This is a genomic window from Methylophilus sp. QUAN (assembly GCF_015354445.1).
In the GTDB taxonomy this organism is placed as follows: Bacteria; Pseudomonadota; Gammaproteobacteria; order Burkholderiales; family Methylophilaceae; genus Methylophilus.
Window position 1 is genome coordinate 512,260 of the sequence record NZ_JADKYT010000002.1, and the last position, 23,240, is coordinate 535,499.

Annotated in this window: 26 protein-coding genes; 15 read left to right on the forward strand and 11 right to left on the reverse strand. The window is 51.8% G+C overall.

Going from position 1 to position 23,240, the window contains the following annotated elements:
- The first annotated feature begins 22 nt into the window (after nucleotides 1-22).
- The 13 genes from fliF (at nucleotide 23) to fliR (ending at nucleotide 11,683) form a co-directional block, all read left to right on the forward strand.
- A complete protein-coding gene (gene fliF, locus INP79_RS10925) occupies nucleotides 23-1,738 on the forward strand; it encodes a flagellar basal-body MS-ring/collar protein FliF (RefSeq protein WP_194754290.1) in 1,716 nt (571 codons plus the stop codon).
- A gap of 3 nt (nucleotides 1,739-1,741) precedes the next feature.
- Complete coding sequence (fliG, locus tag INP79_RS10930; protein ID WP_194754291.1) at nucleotides 1,742-2,740, forward strand: flagellar motor switch protein FliG; 999 nt, start codon at nucleotides 1,742-1,744, stop codon at nucleotides 2,738-2,740.
- 25 nt (nucleotides 2,741-2,765) lie between these two features.
- Complete coding sequence (locus INP79_RS10935; protein WP_194754292.1) at nucleotides 2,766-3,434, forward strand: flagellar assembly protein FliH; 669 nt, start codon at nucleotides 2,766-2,768, stop codon at nucleotides 3,432-3,434.
- Nucleotides 3,435-3,571: 137 nt separating this feature from the next.
- Nucleotides 3,572-5,014 carry a flagellar protein export ATPase FliI gene (fliI, locus tag INP79_RS10940; protein WP_194754560.1) on the forward strand — a complete coding sequence of 481 codons (1,443 nt, stop codon included), beginning with the start codon at nucleotides 3,572-3,574 and terminating at the stop codon, nucleotides 5,012-5,014.
- Nucleotides 5,015-5,027: 13 nt separating this feature from the next.
- Nucleotides 5,028-5,474, forward strand: coding sequence for a flagellar export protein FliJ (gene fliJ / locus INP79_RS10945; protein WP_194754293.1), 447 nt, complete (start codon nucleotides 5,028-5,030; stop codon nucleotides 5,472-5,474).
- Between the two features lie 25 nt (nucleotides 5,475-5,499).
- Nucleotides 5,500-6,903, forward strand: a complete 1,404-nt coding sequence (locus INP79_RS10950; RefSeq protein WP_194754294.1) for a flagellar hook-length control protein FliK — start codon at nucleotides 5,500-5,502, stop codon at nucleotides 6,901-6,903.
- A gap of 146 nt (nucleotides 6,904-7,049) precedes the next feature.
- Nucleotides 7,050-7,634: a flagellar basal body-associated FliL family protein gene (locus INP79_RS10955; protein ID WP_194754295.1), complete on the forward strand. Its 585-nt coding sequence runs from the start codon at nucleotides 7,050-7,052 to the stop codon at nucleotides 7,632-7,634.
- Between the two features lie 33 nt (nucleotides 7,635-7,667).
- Entirely contained in the window at nucleotides 7,668-8,669 is a 1,002-nt protein-coding gene (gene fliM / locus INP79_RS10960) for a flagellar motor switch protein FliM (RefSeq protein WP_194754296.1), read from the forward strand.
- Nucleotides 8,669-9,154 (forward strand): flagellar motor switch protein FliN, encoded by a 486-nt coding sequence (gene fliN, locus INP79_RS10965; RefSeq protein WP_370583257.1) that lies wholly within the window; start codon nucleotides 8,669-8,671, stop codon nucleotides 9,152-9,154. Before fliM ends, fliN begins: the two co-directional genes overlap by 1 nt.
- Nucleotides 9,155-9,188: 34 nt before the next feature.
- The gene (fliO, locus tag INP79_RS10970; RefSeq protein ID WP_194754297.1) at nucleotides 9,189-9,689 is read left to right on the forward strand and encodes a flagellar biosynthetic protein FliO; all 501 of its coding nucleotides are present in this window, start codon (nucleotides 9,189-9,191) and stop codon (nucleotides 9,687-9,689) included.
- Nucleotides 9,690-9,802: 113 nt separating this feature from the next.
- A complete protein-coding gene (fliP, locus tag INP79_RS10975) occupies nucleotides 9,803-10,570 on the forward strand; it encodes a flagellar type III secretion system pore protein FliP (RefSeq protein ID WP_194754298.1) in 768 nt (255 codons plus the stop codon).
- Nucleotides 10,571-10,614: 44 nt separating this feature from the next.
- Nucleotides 10,615-10,884, forward strand: coding sequence for a flagellar biosynthesis protein FliQ (gene fliQ / locus INP79_RS10980; protein ID WP_019882538.1), 270 nt, complete (start codon nucleotides 10,615-10,617; stop codon nucleotides 10,882-10,884).
- Nucleotides 10,885-10,915: 31 nt separating this feature from the next.
- Nucleotides 10,916-11,683, forward strand: coding sequence for a flagellar biosynthetic protein FliR (gene fliR, locus INP79_RS10985; protein WP_194754299.1), 768 nt, complete (start codon nucleotides 10,916-10,918; stop codon nucleotides 11,681-11,683).
- A 20-nt stretch (nucleotides 11,684-11,703) separates the two neighbouring features.
- On the opposite strand, the gene flgL is transcribed toward fliR, so the two are convergent.
- The 11 genes from flgL to flgB form a co-directional block, all read right to left on the reverse strand.
- Nucleotides 11,704-12,609: a flagellar hook-associated protein FlgL gene (gene flgL / locus INP79_RS10990; protein ID WP_194754300.1), complete on the reverse strand. Its 906-nt coding sequence runs from the start codon at nucleotides 12,607-12,609 to the stop codon at nucleotides 11,704-11,706.
- 21 nt (nucleotides 12,610-12,630) lie between these two features.
- Complete coding sequence (gene flgK, locus INP79_RS10995) at nucleotides 12,631-14,283, reverse strand: flagellar hook-associated protein FlgK (protein WP_194754301.1); 1,653 nt, start codon at nucleotides 14,281-14,283, stop codon at nucleotides 12,631-12,633.
- Nucleotides 14,284-14,389: 106 nt separating this feature from the next.
- Nucleotides 14,390-15,475, reverse strand: a complete 1,086-nt coding sequence (flgJ, locus tag INP79_RS11000; RefSeq protein WP_194754302.1) for a flagellar assembly peptidoglycan hydrolase FlgJ — start codon at nucleotides 15,473-15,475, stop codon at nucleotides 14,390-14,392.
- A 13-nt stretch (nucleotides 15,476-15,488) separates the two neighbouring features.
- On the reverse strand, nucleotides 15,489-16,634 hold the full coding sequence (locus INP79_RS11005; RefSeq protein WP_228519880.1) for a flagellar basal body P-ring protein FlgI: 1,146 nt from the start codon (nucleotides 16,632-16,634) through the stop codon (nucleotides 15,489-15,491).
- Between the two features lie 11 nt (nucleotides 16,635-16,645).
- The gene (locus INP79_RS11010) at nucleotides 16,646-17,296 is read right to left on the reverse strand and encodes a flagellar basal body L-ring protein FlgH (RefSeq protein WP_194754303.1); all 651 of its coding nucleotides are present in this window, start codon (nucleotides 17,294-17,296) and stop codon (nucleotides 16,646-16,648) included.
- A 40-nt stretch (nucleotides 17,297-17,336) separates the two neighbouring features.
- Nucleotides 17,337-18,119, reverse strand: coding sequence for a flagellar basal-body rod protein FlgG (gene flgG / locus INP79_RS11015; protein ID WP_194742122.1), 783 nt, complete (start codon nucleotides 18,117-18,119; stop codon nucleotides 17,337-17,339).
- Between the two features lie 53 nt (nucleotides 18,120-18,172).
- Nucleotides 18,173-18,916, reverse strand: a complete 744-nt coding sequence (flgF, locus tag INP79_RS11020) for a flagellar basal-body rod protein FlgF (RefSeq protein ID WP_194742121.1) — start codon at nucleotides 18,914-18,916, stop codon at nucleotides 18,173-18,175.
- Nucleotides 18,917-18,952: 36 nt separating this feature from the next.
- Nucleotides 18,953-20,164 carry a flagellar hook protein FlgE gene (flgE, locus tag INP79_RS11025; RefSeq protein WP_194754304.1) on the reverse strand — a complete coding sequence of 404 codons (1,212 nt, stop codon included), beginning with the start codon at nucleotides 20,162-20,164 and terminating at the stop codon, nucleotides 18,953-18,955.
- 39 nt (nucleotides 20,165-20,203) lie between these two features.
- Nucleotides 20,204-20,872, reverse strand: coding sequence for a flagellar hook assembly protein FlgD (locus INP79_RS11030; RefSeq protein WP_194754305.1), 669 nt, complete (start codon nucleotides 20,870-20,872; stop codon nucleotides 20,204-20,206).
- 20 nt (nucleotides 20,873-20,892) lie between these two features.
- Nucleotides 20,893-21,297, reverse strand: coding sequence for a flagellar basal body rod protein FlgC (flgC, locus tag INP79_RS11035; protein WP_194742118.1), 405 nt, complete (start codon nucleotides 21,295-21,297; stop codon nucleotides 20,893-20,895).
- 16 nt (nucleotides 21,298-21,313) lie between these two features.
- A complete protein-coding gene (gene flgB, locus INP79_RS11040; protein WP_194754306.1) occupies nucleotides 21,314-21,748 on the reverse strand; it encodes a flagellar basal body rod protein FlgB in 435 nt (144 codons plus the stop codon).
- 236 nt (nucleotides 21,749-21,984) lie between these two features.
- Here flgB and flgA point away from each other — a divergent pair, with 236 nt between their 5' ends.
- Nucleotides 21,985-22,746, forward strand: coding sequence for a flagellar basal body P-ring formation chaperone FlgA (gene flgA, locus INP79_RS11045; protein WP_194754307.1), 762 nt, complete (start codon nucleotides 21,985-21,987; stop codon nucleotides 22,744-22,746).
- A 168-nt stretch (nucleotides 22,747-22,914) separates the two neighbouring features.
- On the forward strand, nucleotides 22,915-23,238 hold the full coding sequence (gene flgM / locus INP79_RS11050) for a flagellar biosynthesis anti-sigma factor FlgM (RefSeq protein WP_194754308.1): 324 nt from the start codon (nucleotides 22,915-22,917) through the stop codon (nucleotides 23,236-23,238).
- Nucleotides 23,239-23,240: the final 2 nt, after the last annotated feature.

Below are 23,240 nucleotides of genomic sequence, written 5' to 3' on the forward strand. Positions count from 1 at the left end.
GGTAGTAAACATGGAGGTTCAGATGGCTGCTGATGCTGCCTTACTTACATCAACTGGTGAGTCCAACGGTACACCGAATATGTTTGGTCAACTCGGACAGAAGCTGCTATTGGTCGCAGGTATTGCGGCTGTGGTTGCCGTGATGGTGGTGTTCTGGCTGTGGAGCCAGAAGCCGGATTACCGTGTGTTGTTCTCTAACTTTGCCGACAAAGATGGTGGCGCCATTGTGGCCGAACTCGACAAGTTAAGTGTGCCTTACCAGTTTGCTGAAGGCGGCAATGCGATTTTGGTGCCTGCTGATCAGGTGCATCAGGTGCGTTTGAAGCTGGCCGCACAAGGTTTGCCTAAAGGTGGCAATATCGGCTTCGAATTACTGGAAAACCAGAAGTTTGGTGTGTCGCAGTTTGTGGAGCAAGTCAATTTTCAACGTGGCCTGGAAGGTGAGCTCGAACGCAGTATCCAGTCTATTTCAGCTGTGCAGGCTGCCCGTATCCATTTAGCCATTCCAAAGCCAAGCGTGTTCGTGCGCGAACAACAATATCCAACGGCTTCCGTGTTGTTAAACCTGCATAATGGCCGCCGCCTGGATGGCCAGCAAGTGGCTGCAGTCGTCCATCTGGTGGCCAGTAGCGTGCCTAATTTATCTGCCGATCATGTGACGGTTGTGGACCAGAACGGTAACTTATTGTCTGACAATGCCAACAAGACAAAACAAAACGGCCTGGATCCGGAACAAATGGCTTACGTGGAAAATATGCAGAACAGCATTGCCCGCCGCGTAGAGTCGATTATTACCCCTATCGTGGGTGCCAAGAACGTGCACGCTGAAACCAGCGCAGAGATTGACTTCTCGATGACCGAGCAAGCCAACGAGTCATACAAGCCCAATACCAAACCTGACGATATGGCGATCCGCAGCGCGCAAAGCCATGAGTCACAAAATGCCAGCGGCAGTAATGGTGCGGTGCCTGGTGCCTTGTCTAACCAGCCACCAGGTGAGTCTACTGCCCCGATTAATGCGCCGGGTGCGCAGGCGCCGGGCGCAGAAGGTGCTGCCCCAGCCGCGCCACCCGCACCGCCACAAAATACCCAAAAAGATAACACCACCAACTACGAGCTGGACAAAACAGTCAGCTACATCCAGCAAGCCAAAGGCGGCATCAAGCGCCTGCACGTAGCGGTGGTGGTGAATCATATCCCGGTGGTTGATAGCACAGGCAAAACGACTTACCGTGCCTTGAGCAATGCCGAGAAGCAGCAAGTGAGTGATCTCGCCATGCAGGCCATGGGCTTTAATAAAGAACGTGGTGATACGATTTCTGTAGTCAACACGCCGTTTATTGCCGAAGCGCAGGAAAAACTGGCTGAGCCACCATTGTGGAAAGACCCACTGGTGATTGAGTATGGTAAAGATGCGTTGCGCTTCCTGGCTGGTGTGATTGTGTTGATGATGGTTTACAAGAAACTGCTCAAACCCATGGCCAATAAACTGACAGGCGCCGACAAGAAGGAGCAGGCGCTGGCTGCCGGCGCTGCCGCCCTGACTGGTCCTGACGGGCTGCCTATTGCAGGCGCCGCAGGGGCAGAAGGTGATGATACTTTAGTGACCCTGAGTGGTGATGCGACAGCGTTACCAAGCGGCCTGGATCAGACCTTGCAGGCCGCAAAGCAAGTGGCAAAAGATAACCCACGTATGGTGGCTAATGTTGTGTCCAGCTGGACCTCCGCGGAGAAGTAGTGCATGAGTGACCAGGGATTAACCAGAAGTGCAATCTTGATGCTGGCGCTCGGCGAAGACGAGGCGGCTGAAGTGATGAAGCATTTGTCTCCGAAAGAGGTACAACGCTTGGGTATCGTCATGGCGTCGATGAAACCGGTGCCACGCGAAGAGGTCGAGCAGGTGCTGGAAAAATTCATGCTGGACTTTGCCAGCAGCAGTGATTTCGGCCTTGATTCAGACAGCTATATCCGCTCGGTGTTGATCAAAGCCTTTGGCGACGACAAAGCCTCCAACTTGCTGAACCGCATTCCACAGTCACAAGATGCGGCCGGCATAGAAAGCCTGAAGTGGATGGATGCCTTTAGCGTGGCGGACTTTATCAAGAACGAACATCCACAGATTATCGCCACCATTTTGTCTCACTTGGAAGCAGAACAGTCAGCAGAAATTTTGAGTCATTTTACCGAGCGTTTACGCCAGGACGTGATCTTGCGTATTGCCACGCTGGATAGTATCAAGCCGACGGCCTTGCGAGAGTTGAATGAAGGCATGCTGAAAATGCTGGCCGGTAATGACAACATTAAGCGGCAAGCGATTGGTGGTGTCAAAACCGCTGCCGAGATCATGAACTATATCAGTGGCGAACATGAGGCCAAACTGATGGATGGCCTTAAAAGCTACGATGACAATATGGCGCAGCAAATCATGGACCAGATGTTTGTGTTTGACAACATCATGGAGATCGATGACAGAGGTATTCAGGTGTTGTTGCGTGAAGTGCAGTCAGACATGCTGATCGTGGCCCTCAAAGGCACGTCCGATGAAATGAAAGAAAAATTCTTCCGCAATATGTCATCGCGTGCAGCTGACATGATGCGTGAAGACCTGGAAAGCCGTGGGCCGGTCAAGCTGTCAGAGGTTGAAGGCCAGCAGAAACAAATATTGCAAATTATCCGTCGCCTGTCAGATGAAGGCCAGATCATGCTGGCCGGTAAAGGCGACAGTGAGCAGTATCTATAAACAGATGATATAAGGAAAGTGCCTCATGGTAGCTTCTGCAATTCCAAAAGAACAAATGAGCGCTTATCAACGCTGGGAGATGGCCAGCTTTGATGATTCCATCTCCAGTGAGCGTGTTAAACGTGAACGCGAGCAGGCTGAGGAAAATGCACGTACGGTCAGCCAGATTCTGAAGCAGGTCAGACAAGAAGCTTATGAAGAGGGCTTTAAAACCGGTTATAGCGATGGCCTGATACAGGCACAATCGCAAGTAGCGGAAGAGCGTCAGCAGTTGGCGCACATGGCTGCCAGCTTCCAGCAGGCATTGGCCATGCAGGACGTCGACGTGGCCGAGTCTGTGTTGAGCCTGGCGCTGGACCTGGCAAAAGCCATGATGAAAACCAAATTGCAGGTGGATCCGCAAGCGGTGATTCCTGTGGTACTCGATGCCATGCATTACTTGCCTCAAGTCAAACAGCCTGCCAGGTTGATCGTGCATCATGAAGATGCCAAAGTACTGCGTGCCCATATTGGTGAGCAACTGAAAGAACAAGGCTGGCAACTGGTTGAGGATAGCCAGATTGAGCGTGGTGGCTGCCTGGTGGAAACCGCAGAAAACCAGATTGATGCCAGCAATGAAATGCGCTGGAAACGCCTGGTGCAAGGCTTGTCACGCGTGGATGACTGGCATAAACCTGTCGCTAGCAATGAATAATGTGTGCAGCCTATTGAGCAGCGATTGTGATTGATGCAAGCATGACAGACCCTAATAGCGCCGTAGATGCCAGCCCAGTGTTGGCAGAAGACTTGGTTAATGATGCGGGTGTGACGCCAACCGCAGATGCCAATGTCATGGCAGACCAGGCAGAAATTGCCGCGCCTGCCGAACAGGACTTGCCACCCAATGTGCATAACCAGCGTTGGCAAAGTTACCTCAAAGACTGTAGAGAACTGATTCATTTGGTTGAACCACTGGAAGTGGCTGGACGTATCGTCAAAGTCACCGGCCTGATCATGGTTGCAACCGGTATCAAAATGCCGATTGGCGGCGCCTGTTTTATTCCGCTGCAAGATGGCGGCCGCGTTGAAGCCGAAGTCGTCGGTTTTGATGGCGAAAACTTGCTGTTAATGCCACAGTCAGCCGTTGATGGTGTCGTGCCTGGCGCCAAAGTATTCAGTATGGAAGTCACCGAGACCTTGCCTAAACCGCAATTTGGTCGCCCGCCACGCCGTCGTGCACAAGACCGTGCACGTCATTTTCCGGTAGGCGATGGTTTGCTCGGCCGCGTGGTCGATGCTGCGGGTAATCCGCTGGATAACCTGGGCCCGATCTCCACTGAAGTCATGGCGCCGTTAAGTGGGCGTGTGATTAACCCGCTGATGCGCGCACCGATTGAAGATACGCTGGATGTAGGCGTACGCGCAATCAATGCCATGTTAACCGTTGGTCGCGGGCAACGCCTGGGGCTGTTTGCGGGTTCTGGTGTGGGTAAAAGCGTATTGCTGGGCATGATGGCGCGTTACACTACCGCCGATGTGATTGTGGTTGGCCTGATTGGTGAGCGGGGCCGCGAAGTACAAGAGTTTATTGAACAGATTTTAGGGCCAGAAGGCCTGGCACGCTCTGTCGTTGTGGCTGCCCCGGCAGACGTTTCGGCACTGATGCGTTTGCAAGGGGCCAATTACGCCACTGCGATTGCCGAGCGCTTTCGCCAGCAAGGCAAAAACGTATTGTTAATCATGGATTCACTGACACGCTATGCCATGGCGCAACGTGAAATCGCCTTGGCGATTGGTGAACCACCAGCGACCAAAGGCTACCCACCTTCAGTGTTTGCCAAATTACCCGCGCTGGTTGAGCGTACCGGTAACGGCGCCAGGGGCGAGGGCTCAATTACTGCTTTTTATACCGTGCTGACCGAGGGCGATGACCAGCAGGATCCGATTGCCGATTCTGCACGCGCCATTCTCGATGGTCATATTGTGCTTAACCGTACCTTGGCTGAGAGCGGGCATTATCCGGCGATTGATATTGAACAGTCGATCAGCCGCGCCATGCACAACATCACCAGTAAAGAGCACCAACAGGCAGCACGTTTACTCAAACAGTTATATTCGCGTTATTTGCGTAACCAGGACCTGATTGCCGTTGGTGCTTATCAGCCAGGCTCTGATCCTATGCTTGATATCGCAATTAAGAAACGTGACCAGATCAATGCATTTTTGCAGCAGGACATCGACGAAAGTGCCTATATGCAAGCCTGTTTGCAGCAATTGGCGCAAACTATTTCCTAGGCAATAGTGCGCGATGGCCAAACAGTCGACACAAACGCTGACACTGCTGATTCAACTGGCGACAGATGAGGTAGATGTTGCCATGCAAGAGCTGGCGCAAGCCATGCAGTTGCTTGAACAGGCACAACAGCAGCGCAGCATGCTGGAACAATACCAGCAGGAATATGAGCAGCAATGGCAACTGGCCTCTCAAAAAGGGCTCAAAGCCGATTTATACCGCAATTTTCAGGGCTTTTTCTCGCAATTGGAATTGGCGGTGCGCAGTCAAAATGCTCAAATCGAACAATGTCAGGCGAATGTCCTGCACAAACGACAGCTATTGCAGGAAAAACAGCGCAAGCAAAAATCCTTTGAGGTACTGATGACACGGGCGGAAACGATGCAAGCAAAAGCAGAGGGCAAGCGCGATCAGAAACTGATGGATGAGTTTGCAAGCCGTGCCAAACGCACGCGTCTGTAAAACAAATGTTGACCGGGAGAGTCATATGGCGTTTTTAAATTCCGCAACTCTATTGAATATGGGCGCAGATGCCGTGAAAACAGCATCTGCCAATCAGGTGTCGCAAGACGCACAGAACAATGGCTCTGATGAGTTTGCCCAGGCTTTGCGCAAGCAAATGCAGCAAAGCAGCAAGCCTGTCATACCTGTCGCCAATAAAACAATGGCTGACAAGGCCGACACCCCTAAACCTGAGTCAGCGCCAGCCACCTCGGCTGCAGAAAAAGCACCAGCGGCACAATCCAATACCGTCAAATCAGAAGACGGCTCACAAAAGACTGCGGCTGAGAGCAGCACCGAAAATACGAGTGCTGAAGCAGCAGCCAGCACCGAAGAGACTGCTGCGTCCGCAACGACCAGCAATACAAAAGACCCCGCGGCCGTGATTGAAACTGCGCAAGAGCGTAAAAAACGTTTATTGGCTGACCTGGCTGCAAATGATCAATTGCCGACGGGCATTTCGCCATGGATGCAAACCATGATTGCCATGCGCCCAACGACAGCACAAACCGATAGCTTGCCTAAAGCCGAGTTGAGTACCGATGGCGCTGCCGTGACGGTGGATAGCGAGCAACTGCCTGTCGTTGATAGCAATGCCCTGGCTTTGCCGCTGAGCTCTGAAGCAATGACCAAAACCACCGCTGTGCCGATGCCGACGACGTCCGCAGTCAACGCAGGCCAGGATGATCAGGCCGCCGATTTCAAACAGTTACTGGCTGGCAATGCGCAAGCCGATACTGGTAAAGAAGCCGCTGGTATTTCTGAAACCCAGGTCAATGCTCAATTGATGGCAGAGACGACAGGCGAGACCGGCCGTACAACGCAGGCGTTTAATGAAATGCGTGGTGCAGATGCACAAGCCGATATATTGAATTTACCGCAGCAGTCAGCGGCGCAGGTGTTGCCTAATAGTACATGGCTGAATGCGGCCGGTGTGGCACAAAGCAGCCCTGTGATGATGTCGCAAATTGCAGCGCCGTTTGGTAATGAGCGCTGGCAAACCGCCATGAACCAGCATGTGATGAATATGGTGGGCAGCGGCGATGACGTGGCCAGCCTGACCTTATCCCCGCCAGATTTGGGCCCGATTCAAGTAGTGTTGAAAGTGGATAACCAGTCTGTGAATACCAGCTTTATTACCGATAACCCATTGGTCCGTCAGGCATTGGAAGATGGTATGCAGGATTTGCGTGACCGCATGCAGTCACAAGGCTTGCAACTGGGCCAAACCTTTGTTGGTGATGGCCAGCAGGCACAACAGCATTTTGAGCAGCAGACTTCGCGTCAAGGTGGCCAGTCAGTGGGCACCGCAGGTGAAGCTGACGCAGTGGTTGCCCCGCAAGCGGTTAAAACCACGGTCGCACGTGGCCTGGTCGACACCTTTGTTTAAGCTGTGGGCAGGCAAGCTGCCTGCCTGTGGGTGTAAATTTCGATTAAACGCTGATTTAACCCTTTTATCCGCCAATCTCCAGCGCGCTGTTTTGCGCATAATGACACCATAAACACTCTAGGTTTAATGTAAGAAAGGTTTGTGTCATGGCTCAACAACCGGCAAAAGCAGAAGGCGCAGCAGACGCGGCGCCAAAATCCAAGAAAAAACTCATTGTCATATTGGCTGTGGTGCTGGCATTGGCTGCCGGTGGCGGCGCTGCTGCTTTCTTTTTACTGAAAAAGCCGGAGGCACAACAAGCCAAAGCCAAGCATGCAGAGAAGGCAGAAGGCCATGAAGAGGCAGCTGCTGAAGATGAAGCTGCTGAGGAAGAGGCACCTGAAGAGGAGGCTGGTGGTCATGCTGACCCTAAAACAGCCCTGACTTATGTGCAGTTTGAAACATTTACCGTGAATTTGTTGCCAGACCCTGATGACAAGTTCCTGCAACTGGATTTGACCGTAGAGGTGAAAGGCGCTGAGCTGGCAGAAAAAATGAAAGCACAGATGCCAGCCTTGCGTAACCGCGTGCTGTTATTGCTCACCAGCAAAAAAGCCTCCGATATTTCTACGCCGGAAGGCAAAGCACAACTGAGTGCAGAGTTGCTGGTTGAACTGAAAAAGCCGCTTGCTGCACACGGTAAGCCACTGAAAGTCACCCAGGTATTATTTACCTCGTTCGTGATTCAGTAATGTTATGAGCCCAGTTGTTTAAAGTGAGTCATCATGTCAGCTGACAAGTTTCTATCACAAGACGAAATTGATGCGCTACTCAAAGGTGTTGAGGGCGACGACGAAAGTGATGCGTCTGGCAAAGACGAGGCTGGCGTTCGTAATTACAACCTGGCCACGCAAGAGCGGATTGTGCGCGGCCGCATGGCCACGCTGGAAATGATTAATGAACGCTATGCGCGTTTACTGCGTGTTGAGCTGTTCAACTTCCTGCGGCGCACCGTTGAAGTCTCGGTCGGGCCGGTCAGGATTATCAAATATACCGATTTTATCCGTAACCTGGTGGTGCCTACCAACCTCAACCTGATTCACATAAGTCCTTTACGCGGCACCGGTGTGCTCGTGATAGATCCGACCTTGGTGTTTTTGGTGGTGGACAATATGTTTGGCGGCGATGGCCGCTTTCACACCCGCGTCGAAGGCCGTGATTTTACCGCGACCGAACAGCGCATTATCCAGCGCATCCTGGGCATCATGTTCGAATCGTATGAGAAGGCTTGGGCACCGGTATATCCGATCAAATTTGAGTACCTGCGTTCGGAAATGAATACGCAGTTTGCCAACATCGCCACGCCGAATGAGGTGGTGGTGGCCATTACCTTCAATATTGAGCTGGGCCCGAATAGTGGCGAAATGCATTTCTGCGTGCCGTATTCGATGGTTGAGCCGATCAAAGACCTGCTGACCTCTCCATTACAAGGTGAAAACCTGGGGGGCGATAAGCGTTGGGTTAAGTTGATGACGCAGCAAATTCAAGCCGCAGAAGTCGAGATAGTCGCTAACCTGGCCACGCGCAAACTGACGGTGGCAGATTTGCTGGAGCTCAAAGAGGGCGATGTGATCCCGATTAATATCAGTGACAGCATAGAAGGACAAATTGACAACATTCCGGTCATGGAGTGTCGTTATGGAGTATTTAACGGGCAGTACGCCCTCAAGGTTGAAAAGTTAATTCGCGCTGACGGTAGTCAGGAGCAATTGCAAGGAGAGTCATAATGGCTATGGATCCCGCCACGAACAGTGCAGATGATGATATGAATGCAGCGATGGCTGCCATGGGGGTATCTGACCCCGGTGATGTGCAGACGATTGCGGAAGATGACTGGGGAGCAGCCTTGGCTGAGCAAACCCAGGCGGAGTCTTCGGCGTTGCAGGAGCCAACCAGCAAGACGGCTGTATTTAACGAATTCAGTGCCAACAATAAACTGGAAGGCACCCAGAATGACATTGATTTCATCCTGGATATTCCGGTACAACTGACCGTTGAGCTAGGCCGCACCAAGATTTCGATCAAGAACCTGTTGCAACTGGCGCAGGGCTCTGTTGTTGAGCTGGACGGCATGGCGGGCGAGCCGATGGACGTGCTGGTGAATGGCTGCCTGATTGCCCAGGGTGAGGTGGTGGTGGTGAATGACAAATTTGGTATTCGCTTAACCGATATCATTACCCCGGCCGAGCGTATTCGCAAACTGAATCGTTAATGGCTTTTTTGAATTCCTTTTTGTTTAGATCGCCATGAAAATTATCAGTCAGTTGTTGATCGCCTTGTTTAGCAGCCTGGTTACCGGCGTGGCATGGGCGGTTGTGCCTGCCGCGACTGCCGCGGCAGCACCGAGTGCGAGTGATAGCCTGGGCCGTATGGTTTATGGCACGGTAATTGTCTTGCTGGTGATCGCGGCGATTGCCTGGTTGTTACGGCGTGTGATGCCTGGGCAAACCATGGCTCAACGTGGTGTGATCAAACAAGTAGGTGGTTTGCAGCTAAGCCCCAGGGAGCGTGTGGTGGTGCTTGAAGTGGCTGGCCGCTGGCTGGTGGTGGGCATCAATGCAGGCCAGATGACGGCCCTCGGCGAAGTCGCCCCACCTGCGACGGAATCCTCAGTGGAAGAGGGTGCAAGTGCTGCTCAATCCGCGTCTTCTGGTATTGATCCACAAGCTTCTTTTGCTGTCCGTTTGCAACAAGCCATGCAAGCGACGTTGCAGCAAACCGTCAAATCCCTCAAAAACAAGCCTTGAGTCGCTCATTTCCGGCCTTTGATTTAACCTGGCCGGGCGTACTATAGCCCTAACTTATTGATAGTCTTGTGTCTGCCGTGCGCAGTTGCAAGCAAGTTTCGGGTGCCATACACATGCGTGTTTTTTCAGTGTTAAAGTCTATATTGTCCTTGTTGCTGCCGGTCGGCTTGCTGCTTGGTTTCCCGCTATTGTCGTGCGCGGCTGGCGGACTACCGATTGGCACAGTGACCCCTGGGGCAGGCGGTGGCCAGGACTATACGCTGAGCCTGCAAACCCTGATTTTACTCACTTCGTTGACATTCATCCCGGCCGCGATGCTGATGATGACTGGCTTTACGCGTATCGTGATTGTGTTGTCTTTGCTGCGCCAGGCCTTGGGCACCCAGTCTGCGCCTTCTAACCAGGTATTGATTGGCCTGGCCTTGTTTATTACCTTTTTTGTCATGGGGCCGGTGTTCGACAAAATCTATACCGACGCCTACCAGCCTTTATCCGAAAGCAAAATAACCATGCAGGAAGCATTAGAGCGCGGCGTGTTGCCACTCAAAGGCTTTATGCTCAAACAAACCCGCGAGAATGACCTGGCCATGTTTGCCAATATGGCACACGTCGAGACCATTCAAACGCCTGAGGATGTACCGCTCAGAATACTGGTGCCTGCCTTTATGACCAGTGAGCTCAAAACAGCCTTCCAGATTGGCTTTGCCATCTATATCCCGTTTTTGATTATCGATATGGTGGTAGCCAGTATCTTGATGGCCATGGGCATGATGATGGTCTCACCAGCCATTGTGTCGCTGCCTTTCAAGCTTATGCTGTTTGTGCTGGTCGATGGCTGGCAGCTGATACTCGGCTCGTTGGCGCAAAGCTTTGTGATTTAACCTTTTGATTTAACACAGCATACTTTCATTTTCAGGAGTACATCATGAGTCCGGAACAGGTATTGACCATAGGCAGTGAAGCCATGCAAACCACATTGATGGTAGCAGCACCAGTGCTGGGGACTGCGCTGATGATAGGCTTGATCGTGAGTATTTTTCAAGCCGCCACGCAAATCAATGAGCAAACCTTGTCGTTTATCCCCAAGCTGGTGGGCGTCATGGCGGTGCTGTTATTGGCAGGCCACTGGATGCTGATGACCATGGTGGACTATATGCACCATATTTTCACCATGATCCCGCAATTGGTGAACTAAGCGGCTATTGGGTAACTAGGCAACAGACTGCATGCTGACCATCCATGCTTCGGATCTGCAATTGTGGATCGTCCAGCTATTGTGGCCGCTCACGCGCGTGCTAGGCTGCCTCACCGTCGTTCCGCTATTTAGCCATCCTTCTATTCCCAAACGCATCAAGCTGGCCATTGGCTTCGTCATTACGCTGGCGATTGTGCCTGCCATTCAGGTACCACCCATCGAAGTGTTGTCATGGCAAGGCTTGTTGTCATTGCTGGCCCAGTTCCTGATCGGCATCAGCATGGGCTTTGTTATGCGGCTCTTGTTTACCGCGGTCGAAATGGCTGGGTTTATGATGGGTATGAGCATGGGCCTAGGCTTTGCCAGCTTTTATGACCCACAGGCACATGGCCAAACCATTGCGGTTGGTCAATTTTTAACTATGCTGGCATTGCTGGTGTTTTTGAGCCTGGATGGTCATTTAATCGTGGTGGCCGTCATGCTGCAAAGCTTTGAAACCATGCCGATAGGCATGGAGCACTGGCAGCTGAATAGCCAGGCCATCGCCAGTCTGGGCGGGCATATTTTTTCACAAGGACTGTTGCTGTCATTGCCGGTGGTCGCCAGCCTGTTGATTACCAACATGGCCTTGGGGGTGTTAACCAAGGCGGCGCCACAATTCAATATTTTCGGTATCGGTTTCCCGATCACCATCTCTGTGGGCTTTTTAATGACGCTGTTAAGCCTGCCTTCTCTCGTCAGCCCCATCAGTCGTTGGTTGGTTGAGGCGCAACAACTGATGTTGCAAGTGCTGCACTAGTGGCGATTAAATGGTGATGCTTAAATCAGGCTGAATAGCGAGATATTCGAGGTGGCGACAAATGCTTTCTGCGCCGCTTGCAAGATCGTCGTTTTCTTGGAAATATCTGATAATGCCTGCGCATAATCCAGATCCTGCAGCGTTGAAATAGACGCATCATATTGCAGGTCCAGGCTATCCCCTGTGATGTTCAGGGTATCCAGCAAATTCAGGCTGCTGCCGATTTCTGAACGCGCATCCAATACCGAATTCAACGAACCTTTCATTTTGTCGATACTGGTTGCCAGGCCGGTATTAAATGCGTCTTGGGTGGTGCTGTCTGTGATCGGTGTTTTTAACAGCGCAATAATGTCCTGCAAATTAGTAAATACATTGTCGCCGTTGGCACCAAACACCTGGTCGCCGGTGAACGTGACTGGCAACTGGCTTTGCACATCAATTTGCAAGCTGGTGCGGGTTGAGTTGGCAACAAAGTCAAAGTTGCCATCAAACGGCACGGTAGACGAGGCATAGCCGGAATACATGTAGTTGCCCTGCGAGTCTTTTGTATTGGCCAGGCCCTTCAGCGTGTCCAGGCTACCTTGCAGTTCATTGGCCAGCTTGGCACGTTCTGCATCCGTATAAGCACCATTACCGGCAGCAATCAGGGTCGATTGGATGGACTGGATGGTGTCTGTCACGCTACTCAGGTTAGCCTCATAGGTTTGCAGCAGCGTTTCTGCAGTTTTACGCGTGCTGGTGTAATTCGCGTTCTGGTCTTTGGCCGTATTGAGCTCGAGTATGCGTGCCGCCGCCACCGGGTCGTCTGCTGGCGAGTTTACGCGCTTACCAGTCGCAGTTTGAATGCTCAGCTTGTTCAGGTCTGCTTGCAGATTCATTAACTGGTTGGTACCAGATTGATAGATGGTATTGGTACTGATTCTCATGATGGCCTATCCTTCAAAAACTTATTGACCCATTTGCAGTAAAACTTCAAACAGCTGGCTGGCGATTTGCATCATTTTGCCCGCCGCCTGGTAGGCTTGCTGATAACGCAGCAAATCAGTGGCTTCTTCGTCCAGGTTGACGCCTGACTCTGATTGCATGGCACTGGTTGCATTTTCCAGTGCAGTGGCATCGGCCTTGCTGGTAATACTGAGCTCATTGGTTTTAGTGCCGACGGCACTCACCATTTGTGCAAAGGCCTGTGCATAGGTTCTATTCGTGCTGCTGCCTGCCACACGCACGTTGGCACCGGTTTGCAAGGCCGCCAGTTTGAGGCCGTTTTCGTTATCATTAGGACCGGTAGAGGCTGAGCCTGCCAGTGCTAGTTTATCGACATTGGTAAACGCCAGTGACAGTTGACCCGCAGCATACTGCGTCGGCTTGATCAGGTAAGAATCGCCTTCTGTCGGTGTGCTGGTATTGACATCAATCTGCATGCCGTCGACGGTAGCAGGCAGCGAAGCGCCTTGCCACATGACAGATTTATCACTGAGGCGGGTAATGGTGTATTGACCACTGTTATATTTCACTGTGTAGTCGCTGCTGGTCAGCAGACTGGCATCAGTGATGGTGGCAGAGGCCGCTTTGGTCGGGTCTGTGTTGTAGGCGCTGCTGACCGCGGTCGGTCCACCGACATTAAACAGGTTGGTACCCAATACGCCATTTAAATCATAGCCCTGAGTTTGCTGGGCATTAAACTGACTGGCCAGGGTCACGGCCAACTGACCCACCTGGTTCTGCACCACGTCCAGCGTTTCACTCCTGAATTGCAAGACACCGCCAAGGGTGCCGCCAGACAAGGTATCCGTGCTCAGGATTTTAGGACTGGCCGGGTTGCCATAAGCTACTTCCATGCGGGTAGGGTCGGTATCACTGGCGCGTGTATATAAAGAGTACTGTTGCGTACCAACAACCAGTGGCATACCGCTACCGGCAAATACGTTGTAAGAACCGTCATCCTGCTTGATGACGGTGGTTTTGATTTGCTCACTGAGCTTGGCTACCAGCTGATCACGTTGGTCCATCAGGTCATTCGGCGTATTGCCTGTTGAGTTAATGGCCTTGCTGATGGTGTCATTCAAGTTGGCAATTTGTGAGGAGTAGCTGTTAATAGCATCTACACTGGCGGTAATTTGCGTATTAATGCTATCGCGCATCTGGTCCAACTGGGTGTTTACCGCATTAAAACGGTTCACCATGGATTGTGCGGAAGAGATCAATGTCTGACGCGTGGCCGTGTCACTTGGATTGGCGGCCGCCGCGCTCACGGCACTGAAAAAGCTCGTAATCACTGGGTTCAAACCGGCAGTGCTGTCGGACAGCAAGCTGTTGATCTGACTGATATTACTGTAATAGGCACCGCTGGCATTGGCAGTCGCCGTGGCATTCAGTACCTGTTTAGCCAGCGTCTCGTTGAACACGCGTTGTATGCCCACCACATTGGTACCCTGGCCGACATAGCCATAGCCAAAGTTCTGTGCTTGTGCAGCAGCTTGCACGACAGTTTGACGGTTGTAGCCCTCGGTTGACGCGTTGGCAATGTTGTGGCCAACGGTGGCAATGCCTATTTGCGCGGCATTGAGGGCGCTTTTACCAATGCTGAGTACATTTGACATGTGATTTCCTCATGTGTCAGCCCCCTGCAGAGAGTCAGACACGACTTTAAAGTGTGGTTAAGTAGCCTATCGGCAGTTTTTTTTGTTTCTTTAGGGTTGCGTCTGCTTAGCCTTGTAAATTCTTGATGACTTGCGTCAGTTTCTTGCCATATTGCGGGTCGGTGGCATAGCCTGCGCGTTGCAATGCATTGGCATACGCGCTGGCATCATGGGTGTTGCTCATGGCTTGCTGGTAGCGCGGATTCTGTGAAATCAGTTTGGCGTAATCCTTGAAGGCATCGCTATAGCTATCGTAGGCACGGAATTTTTCAACCCGGGTCTGTTTTACACCGTTGATGTATTCGGTTGTGGTGCTGCTGGCGACTTTGCCTTTCCAGTTAGCGTCAGCCTTGATGCCAAACAGGTTGTGGCTGTTCACACCATTGTCCGTTTTAATTTCATGTTTGCCCCAGCCGCTTTCGAGGGCGGCCTGGCCAATCATAAATTTAGCTGGAATGCCGGAAGTACTGCTGGCCGCTTGTGCATGCGGCAACATACTCTGGATAAATTGTTGTGTTTTACCTGCCACTTCACGCATGGCCGTGGCTAATGGGGCTTGCGGCAGGGTAAAGCTCTGGACGTTGGCCTGAGTTTCTTCCACGAGCGGTGGTAACTCGGGAATACCGCGTGCCCACGCAGTATCGGTGTTGCTATCGGAAGTACTGTCAGTGGCTTCCCACTGCTGGTAAGCTTCGCGGATTTTTTGTGCCGCTTGCGCCAGCACGGCTTTGCCATTGCTATTGCTTGTTAGTGGATTGGTTTGGCTGGTGTGGGGCAGGGCAGCGTTGCTATCGAGCTTACCTGTAGACTTGGTGTCTTTACTGCCATCGGTGGCATCGCTCGGTTTTTGGCTGAACTTGCTTAGTTGTCTGACCAGCACGTCCGTCAGCCCCATGCCTTTCTGGCTGAGGTTGGTGCTCAGTTGCTGGTCCAGCATGCCCATGAACATTTTGCCTTGTTCGCTATCGGTAATGCCATCTTGCGGCACGGTGTCACGCATGCTTTTCAGCATCATGTTCATCAACACCGCTTCAAACTGGCGTGCGACCGCCCGAATAGATTCGGGCGAATCAGTATTGCCGCGCTTCAGGCTATTGAGCGAGTTACCGTCAATGGCCAGGCTTTGCGTCGTAGGATCGATACGGGGTTGCATTGCCGTCTCTCGCTTAAATCACCTCAAGCTCGGCATTCAAGGCACCGGCAGCTTTCATGGCTTGCAAAATCGCCAGTAAGTCCTGTGGTGTGGTACCAATCGCGTTGAGCGCTTTGACTACATCAGACAAGTTTGCGCCGTTATTCAGCTTAAGTACTTTGCCTGGCTCTTTGTTAATGTTAATTTCTGACACGGCGGTGGAAATCGTCTGGCCATTGGAGAATGGGCCAGGCTGGCTGATCACCGGTGAAGTATTAATCACCACCGACAGGTTGCCGTGCGAGACTGCGCAGCTATCCAGTGTCACCGCTTTGTTCATGACCACAGAGCCGGTACGTGCATTAAGGATAATCTTGGCCGGGGTTGCCGCCAGGGCGACATTAATCGTTTCCAGGTTAGCCAGGAAAGAAACGCGGCTCATGCTTTCAGGTGGGCGCACCTGAATCACGCGGCCACTCTCGGCTTGCGCAGTCATCGGGCCAAATTTCTTGTTAATGGCTTCCACCACATTGTTAGCGGTCGAGAAGTCACTTTCTTTCAATTCGAGTTTCACTACATCCTGGTGCAGCAGGGTGTTTGGCAGGGCACGTTCAACCGTGGCGCCTTCAGAAATACGGCCTACGCTTAAGTGGTTGATCTGGGTCTGGCTGCCATTGGCTGCCGCGCCGACACCACCGACGACCAGGTTGCCCTGGCCCATGGCATAAATTTGACCGTCAGCGCCTTTTAATGGCGTCATCAGCAAGGTGCCGCCGCGCAGGCTCTTGGCGTTACCCATGGAGGATACTGTCACATCCAAGGTTTGGCCCGGTTGTGCGAAAGCGGGCAGGGAGCTGGTGACCATCACTGCAGCCACGTTTTTCAATTGCAGGTTGGTGCCAGGTGGTAAGGTAATACCCATCTGGTTCATCATGCTGATAATACTTTGCACAGTGAACGGGGTTTGCGTAGTCATGTCGCCTGTGCCATCCAGGCCAACGACCAAGCCGTAACCAATCAACTGGTTGGCGCGTACGCCCTGAATATTGCTGATATCCTTGATGCGCTCCGCTTGAGCGAAAGGCGTGGCCAGTAACAGGCCACATGCCAGCAGTCCATAGGCAACAGCGCGTTGGCCGCGCTGTACGGTGCGAAATAAGCTGTGTGTCAGTATGGGCATGATCAACTCTCCTACAATGGAATCATGCTAAGGAAAAAGCGCGAGAACATGGACAGCACTTCGGCGGCATCCATTTTGCTGTTGCTGCGGTATTCAATACGCGCATCAGCTACTTTGGTTGAGACCACTTCGTTGCCGATGGTAATCATGTCCGGGTTGACAATGCCTGAGAACCTGACGTATTCAGTGCCCTTGTCAAAGCCGATCTGTTTCTCGCCGCTGATCACCAGGTAGCCATTTGGCAGCACATCGGTCACGGTCGCTGTCACAGAGCCACTAAAGGTATTGCTGGCATCAGCCGCTGCTTTGTCTTTAAATGACAGGGCTGAGCTGGCGTTAAAGGCGGCTTTAGGCACATTGTGACCAAACAGGCCAGTCACAGAAGCGGCTGTTGAGCCATCTTTGGTTTGCTCGTTATCAGAAGCCTTGTTAGCGGTGGTATTTTCTGCAATGCGAACAGTGACGATATCGCCTACATAGCGTGGGCGGCGGTCTTCAAACAATGGGCGAAAGCCTGCACTGTTGAAAATGGCGCCTTCAGTGCGCGCATCCGGACGCGCCATCGCTACTCGCGGCGTGTCCGGTTTTTGCACAATGGTTGACGGCGTAATGGAGCAGCCGTTCAGTAATTGGGAAAACGCCAAGCAAAGTAGTAAGCTCATGATCGTTCTATTCATCATTTGAGTGATCCTCAAGCAGGGATTACATCTGCGACAGTTTTTGCAGCATCTGGTCCGAGGTTGTAATCGCCTTGCTGTTAATTTCATACGCACGCTGGGTTTGAATCATGCTCACCAGCTCTTCGACCACGTTAACGTTAGACGTTTCAACATAGCCTTGTGAAAGCAGACCCGCACCATTGGTGCCTGGTACATTGGTATTCGGGTTGCCTGATGCCGTGGTTTCTACATACAGGTTTTCACCTTTAGACTGCAAACCAGTTGGGTTGATAAACGTGGCTAACTGAATCTGGCCAATCTGGGTCGTGGCTGTTGAGTTAGGGGTGGTAATCGAGACCACACCATCTCTGCCAATGGATAAGCTTTGCGCATTGGCTGGAATCGTAATTGACGGTTGTACCGGAAAGCCGCTGGCAGTGACCAGTTGACCCTGGCTATCGACCTGGAATGAGCCGTCACGGGTATAAGCCGTGGTGCCATCTGGCAAGAGGATTTGGAAGAAGCCCTGGCCCTGAATAGCGACGTCTTTGTCGTTGCTGGTTTGTTGCAAGTTGCCTTGCGTGAAAATACGCTCGGTCGCCACCGGTTTTACACCGGTACCTAATTGCAAACCGCTGGGCAGCTGGCTTTGTTGCGAGCTTTGTGAGCCTACCTGGCGAATGTTCTGGTAGAGCAGGTCCTCAAACACTGCGCGTGATTTTTTAAAGCCGCTGGTGCTGACGTTGGCCAGGTTGTTTGAAATCACGTCCATCTGCATTTGTTGTGCATCCAGACCGGTTTTGGAAATCCATAATGAGCGTATCATCGTTCACTCCTTGGGCTTAAACCCGTTTTCATACTGCAATATTAGTGCAAGCCTTAGCCATTCATACTGAAGAGCTGATCGGCTTTTCCAGCGTTGTTTTGCGCGTTTTCCAGCATTTTCATTTGCATTTCAAACTGGCGCGCCAGGCTGATCATGTTCACCATGGTCTCGACCACGTTGACATTGCTGGTTTCCAAAGCGCCGCCAGCTACTTTTACGTTAGGGTCCAGTGGTGCGGCCTGGCCGTTGCTGGTCACAAACAGGCCATCATCTGCGCGCTTGAGCGAAGCTTCTGGCGGGTTCGCCAGTTTGATCCGGCCCAGAATGGTGGTCGCGCCTGGTGCAGTAAAGTCGTTGACGCTGGAAATCGTGCCATCGCCACCGATACTGACAATCACGTTAGGCGGAATGCTGATCGGGCCTGCATCGCCCATCACATTAAGGCCGGATTCGGTTTGCAACTGGCCGTTCTCATTAATCTTGAGTGAACCGTTGCGGGTATAGCCTTCTGAACCATCGGCACGTTGCACGGCAATCCAGCCCTGGCCTTGCACCGCGACATCCAGGTCGCGGCCCGTATGCTGGATACTGCCAGCCTTGTAGTCGGTGCCAACTGTGGCATCGACGACAAAGGCGCGCGTAGGCAAGCCATCGCCTAGAATCGGCACTGCACGGAAACTGTCCACCTGTGCTTTAAAGCCGGTCGTGGTGGCGTTAGCCAGGTTATGGGCAGTGGTCGCCTGTTGCTCCAAAATATGCTTGGCGCCAGTCATTGCAGTGTATATCAGACGATCCATAAAGCTGCCCCTATCAAGAAGTTAATCAAACCCTTATTAACGCAGGTTAACCAAAGTCTGCATGACCTGATCTTGCGTTTTAATGGTTTGCGCGTTGGCCTGGTAGATACGTTGTGCGGTAATCATGTTGACCAGTTCTGCGGTCAGGTCGACGTTTGAATCTTCTACTGCAGATGACTGCAGTACGCCCAGTGTGCTGCTGCCTGGCGCACCGATCAGTTCATCACCGGATTCGTAGGTGGATGCCCATTGGTTGCCGCCCAGTGATTGCAAACCATTCGGGTTGACAAAGTTAGCCAGGACGACGCGACCCAGGTCTTTGGATTGACCGTTGGTGTAGCGGCCTTGAATAATGCCATCATCACCAATGGTGAAGCTGGCGATACGGCCTGAAGAGTAACCATCCTGGCTCAGCTTGTTGACGCTGAACGATGAGCCGTATTGTGTGCTTTTCGAATAATCAAAGCTGATATTCATGGTGGCACCACCGGTGGTAGGTGTAAAACTGATCGGCGTGACGCTGGAGTTGGTTGAGTCATAGCCACCAGCATTAAATACCATGGATGGTGTAGGTGTAGGTGTCACATCGCTGCCATCTACCGTGGTGTAAACACTCCAGGTGTTCGCAGCAGTTTTCACATAGTAGTTTTGTACATTGTGCGAGTTACCCAGGTTGTCATAGACCGTGATCGCGGTGGAGTTGGTATAGCTGGTTGGGTCAGTCGAGCTGAATGGCGTCACTGTCTGGTCAATGTTGGCACTGGCGGAGTTGAGGTTCAAGGTGCCGGTGATTTTACTACTCGCCACTGGTTGCAGGTCGCTGGTATCGATCTGGATCTCTACCGGGCTGGAACCGTTCAGGTTGTCAGCGCTGTTACCCATCAGGCGTTTGCCATCACTGGTGACGATATAACCATTTTTATCCATCTGGAACTGGCCGTTACGGGTGTAAGTCACTGCGCCATTGTTACTCAGGCGGAAGAAGCCAGCACCGTTAATCGCCACGTCCAGGGTATTGTTGGTGGCGGTAATGTTGCCCTGGGTAAACTGTTGGGCCACATCTGAAATTTTGGTACCAATACCGATTTGTGTTGTACCGGCACCACTCAGGGACGCCGCGAATACATCAGAAAACTCTGCACGAGACTGTTTAAAGCCAACAGTGTTGGCGTTAGAAACGTTGTTGCCAATCACTTCCAGCGCTTTGGACGCTGCGTTTAAACCACTTAAGCCTTGTGAAAAAGCCATGTTATCTCTCCTTGATAAAGACTAAAATCTAAGTAGGAATTAGAAAATCTCTTGAATGTCTGCAATCGCCACCGACGTGTTGTTGCTTAAGTTCAGTTTCGCGCCACTGGTGCTGGTGGTCACGCTTTGTACCTGTGCCAGGCTGAGGGCGGTACTCTTCACTGTGGTATCGCCGGTTTTTGCCGTGATTTCATAGGTGTAGTCACCGCTTGGTGCGGTCGTGCCATCATCCATCTTGCCATCCCAGTTTAAGGCGTTCACACCAACATCTTGCTTGCCAAACGTGAGGGTACGTATGGTGGCACCCGAGCCGTTTTTAATGGCAACCGTCAAGCCGTCTGCACCATTCGGCACATTCACGCCGAAATAACCGCCGCTTTCGGTATGGGTTAGGGTTTTGCCTTCCACCAATACGTTGCGGCCTATCATGCTGGTGGCCTGGTAAGACTGGCCAAGCTGTACGCTGCCGATCAGGCTGCTCATGGTTTCATTCAGCTTGTTGATGCCAGTCACAGTGTTCAACTGCGCCATCTGGCTGGTCACCTGGGCGTTATCCATCGGGTTCAACGGGTCCTGGTTTTTCATCTGCGTCACCAGCAGGGTCATGAAACGGTCCTGTGTTTCATCGGTGGTGCTGGCACTGTTGCGAGTGTTCACTGAATTCAGTAAATCCTGTGACACCTGGTTGTTGGTATTAACGGTGGTCATGCTGAAGTCCTTTCTGCAGGTTATTGACCGATATTCAGTGTTTTAAGCAACATGGTTTTCGCCGCATTCATGGTTTCCACGTTGTTTTGATAAGCGCGAGACGCGGAAATCATGTTCACCATTTCTTCAGTCACATTGACATTCGGCATGGTGATGTAGCCATCGGCATTGGCCATCGGGTGCTTGGGGTCGTAGACCATTTTGCCGGGCTTGGTATCTTCAATCACACGCTCGACTTCGACCGTGCTGCTCTTATTCGCTGCGTCCTGCACCGCCTTGAACACGACTTGTTTAGACTGGTAGGGCTTGCCATCTGAACTCACCACGCTGTCGGCGTTGGCGAGGTTACTGGCCACGGTATTGAGGCGCATGGATTGCGCACTCATGGCTGAGCCGGAAATTTTGAATACGTTAAACAGAGACATGACAGACCTCCTTTAATTATTGCTGGCCGTTAATTGCGGACAACATTTTCTTAATCTGGCCGCCTATCATGGTCAGGCTGGCCTCGTAACGGATACCGTTATCGACATAAGCATTACGCTCCACATCCATGTCGACCGTGTTGCCATCGGCAGAGCCTTGCACCACGGAGCGGAACAGTGGGTCACTGGCGCCACTGACATAGCCGCTGCTGCCCGTGCCATTCATATGGCCCGCATTGGTTTGTTGCAATGCACCATTGGTGGTGGCTGTGCCAGCAGAGGCATTGGGTTGCAGTGCTGCCTTCATGGCAGACTGAAAGTCGATGTCACGCGCTTTATATTGCGGCGTATCTGCATTGGCAATATTCGATGCCAACAGCTCTTGACGTTGATTGCGCACGCGCAATGCCGTCTGATGGAAATTCAGTGCGGCGTCCAGTTTGTTTATCATCGTTTCATCCTTTCCTGGCTGTTTCTCAAGCCCTGTTCGAATCCTGTTGCTTTCGAACCTCTAAAGTTTTGCCATCTGCAGCCGTTAACCCGATTAAGCAGGTCTGCTTTCACACATGACTTTTACTAGCTATGCCTAGTGTACGCCGCGGCCTATGCAATGATTCTTCAATTAAACGGGGGAAATCCCCTTTAATTCCGGGATTAAACTTGCCCGTGATGCGTAGAATAGGGCACATGAAACAACTCCAGCCCCAGATTGTGATGATGCTTATTGTTAGCCTGTTATGGCTGATGAGTGGCTCTGCGCACGCGGCAGACCGCACTGTGATTGCGAATCAGCATGCAGCGGGCGCTGCCACGGCAGGCAATGACATGCACAGCCGCTTGTATCAGACGGCGATGCAATATGTGCAAAGCCAGACACAAGGCTATCCGGGCAAAGTCAATATCGAGATTCAGCCGCTGGACAGCCGTATCCGCATTGCTGAGTGTGCCTTGATGGAAGGATTTACCGTACAGGGCGCACGTTTGTGGGGTAAAACCCATATTGGTGTGCGTTGCCTGCAATCTGACACCAAGCCATGGACACTCTATGTACAGGCGGATGTGCAGGTGTGGGGAGAATATGCCGTCACTGGCTTGCCGGTCAGCCAGGGCTCACCAGTACAAACCACAGACGTGGTCATGCAGTCTGGGGATTTAAGTAAATTGCCAGCTGGCATTATTACCGATCTTTCTATGCTGGAGGGTAAACAGGCAGCATTGAATTTGCCACTGGGCACCGTGTTAAGACCTGAACTGCTTAAGTCTGTACCGGTGATTAAGCAAGGGCAAACTGTTCAATTAAATAGTCGTGGTGACGGCTTTGTCATCTCGGCTGATGGCACCGCCATGCAAACCGCGAATGTTGGTCAGGTGGTTGATGTGAAAGTCAGCAGCGGCCAGATTGTAAAAGGCGTTGCGCAGTCTTCCGGTAAGGTAGACGTGCGCTTTTAGTCAGATGGACAACCTTTTTAATTAAAAAATGTCTGAAAATTATAAACATGCGATAAAAAGTATATTAAGCACTAAAGTTCGCTTAAACTATGCCGATAGTACTGTTAACGAATGAGGGTTTTGACTTTGATAAGCCCTGACACAATTCAAAATCAGAAGAGGTACGGCATGAACATTTCAGATTCTATTAAAAAATTGGGTGTTGGCGTAGACAAGCCGACATTGGACAAAGGGTCTGCGAGCAAAGGTAGTGACAAAGCGGCAAATACGTCTAGCACTGCCTCTACAGACAATGTGACTTTATCTTCTGCCTCTGTGCAGTTGCAGTCATTAGAAGCCGGATTAGCGTCTGGTGAAGTCTTTGATACAAACAAGGTCGAAGAAATCAAAGCGGCGATTGCGCGCGGTGACTTCTCCGTTGATACGGCCAAAGTGGCAGATGGTTTGCTGCAAACCGTAAAAGATTTGATACAACCGAATAATAAAGGGTGACT

Excerpts from the sequence above, each read along its gene's own strand:
- fliO (WP_194754297.1), top strand. The coding sequence starts at position 9,189 with ATGAAAATTATCAGTCAGTTGTTGATCGCCTTGTTTAGCAGCCTGGTT.
- flgF (WP_194742121.1), bottom strand. The coding sequence starts at position 18,916 with ATGGATCGTCTGATATACACTGCAATGACTGGCGCCAAGCATATTTTG.
- INP79_RS10950 (WP_194754294.1), top strand. The coding sequence starts at position 5,500 with ATGGCGTTTTTAAATTCCGCAACTCTATTGAATATGGGCGCAGATGCC.
- fliM (WP_194754296.1), top strand. The coding sequence starts at position 7,668 with ATGTCAGCTGACAAGTTTCTATCACAAGACGAAATTGATGCGCTACTC.
- INP79_RS10955 (WP_194754295.1), top strand. The coding sequence starts at position 7,050 with ATGGCTCAACAACCGGCAAAAGCAGAAGGCGCAGCAGACGCGGCGCCA.
- INP79_RS11010 (WP_194754303.1), bottom strand. The coding sequence starts at position 17,296 with ATGAGCTTACTACTTTGCTTGGCGTTTTCCCAATTACTGAACGGCTGC.
- INP79_RS11005 (WP_228519880.1), bottom strand. The coding sequence starts at position 16,634 with ATGCCCATACTGACACACAGCTTATTTCGCACCGTACAGCGCGGCCAA.
- flgG (WP_194742122.1), bottom strand. The coding sequence starts at position 18,119 with ATGATACGCTCATTATGGATTTCCAAAACCGGTCTGGATGCACAACAA.
- fliR (WP_194754299.1), top strand. The coding sequence starts at position 10,916 with ATGCTGACCATCCATGCTTCGGATCTGCAATTGTGGATCGTCCAGCTA.
- flgE (WP_194754304.1), bottom strand. The coding sequence starts at position 20,164 with ATGGCTTTTTCACAAGGCTTAAGTGGTTTAAACGCAGCGTCCAAAGCG.
- flgL (WP_194754300.1), bottom strand. The coding sequence starts at position 12,609 with ATGAGAATCAGTACCAATACCATCTATCAATCTGGTACCAACCAGTTA.
- fliI (WP_194754560.1), top strand. The coding sequence starts at position 3,572 with ATGGCAGACCAGGCAGAAATTGCCGCGCCTGCCGAACAGGACTTGCCA.
- fliG (WP_194754291.1), top strand. The coding sequence starts at position 1,742 with ATGAGTGACCAGGGATTAACCAGAAGTGCAATCTTGATGCTGGCGCTC.
- fliF (WP_194754290.1), top strand. The coding sequence starts at position 23 with ATGGCTGCTGATGCTGCCTTACTTACATCAACTGGTGAGTCCAACGGT.
- fliN (WP_370583257.1), top strand. The coding sequence starts at position 8,669 with ATGGCTATGGATCCCGCCACGAACAGTGCAGATGATGATATGAATGCA.
- flgJ (WP_194754302.1), bottom strand. The coding sequence starts at position 15,475 with ATGCAACCCCGTATCGATCCTACGACGCAAAGCCTGGCCATTGACGGT.
- flgC (WP_194742118.1), bottom strand. The coding sequence starts at position 21,297 with ATGTCTCTGTTTAACGTATTCAAAATTTCCGGCTCAGCCATGAGTGCG.
- flgM (WP_194754308.1), top strand. The coding sequence starts at position 22,915 with ATGAACATTTCAGATTCTATTAAAAAATTGGGTGTTGGCGTAGACAAG.
- fliJ (WP_194754293.1), top strand. The coding sequence starts at position 5,028 with ATGGCCAAACAGTCGACACAAACGCTGACACTGCTGATTCAACTGGCG.
- flgK (WP_194754301.1), bottom strand. The coding sequence starts at position 14,283 with ATGTCAAATGTACTCAGCATTGGTAAAAGCGCCCTCAATGCCGCGCAA.
- fliP (WP_194754298.1), top strand. The coding sequence starts at position 9,803 with ATGCGTGTTTTTTCAGTGTTAAAGTCTATATTGTCCTTGTTGCTGCCG.
- INP79_RS10935 (WP_194754292.1), top strand. The coding sequence starts at position 2,766 with ATGGTAGCTTCTGCAATTCCAAAAGAACAAATGAGCGCTTATCAACGC.
- INP79_RS11030 (WP_194754305.1), bottom strand. The coding sequence starts at position 20,872 with ATGACCACCGTTAATACCAACAACCAGGTGTCACAGGATTTACTGAAT.
- flgA (WP_194754307.1), top strand. The coding sequence starts at position 21,985 with ATGAAACAACTCCAGCCCCAGATTGTGATGATGCTTATTGTTAGCCTG.
- flgB (WP_194754306.1), bottom strand. The coding sequence starts at position 21,748 with ATGATAAACAAACTGGACGCCGCACTGAATTTCCATCAGACGGCATTG.
- fliQ (WP_019882538.1), top strand. The coding sequence starts at position 10,615 with ATGAGTCCGGAACAGGTATTGACCATAGGCAGTGAAGCCATGCAAACC.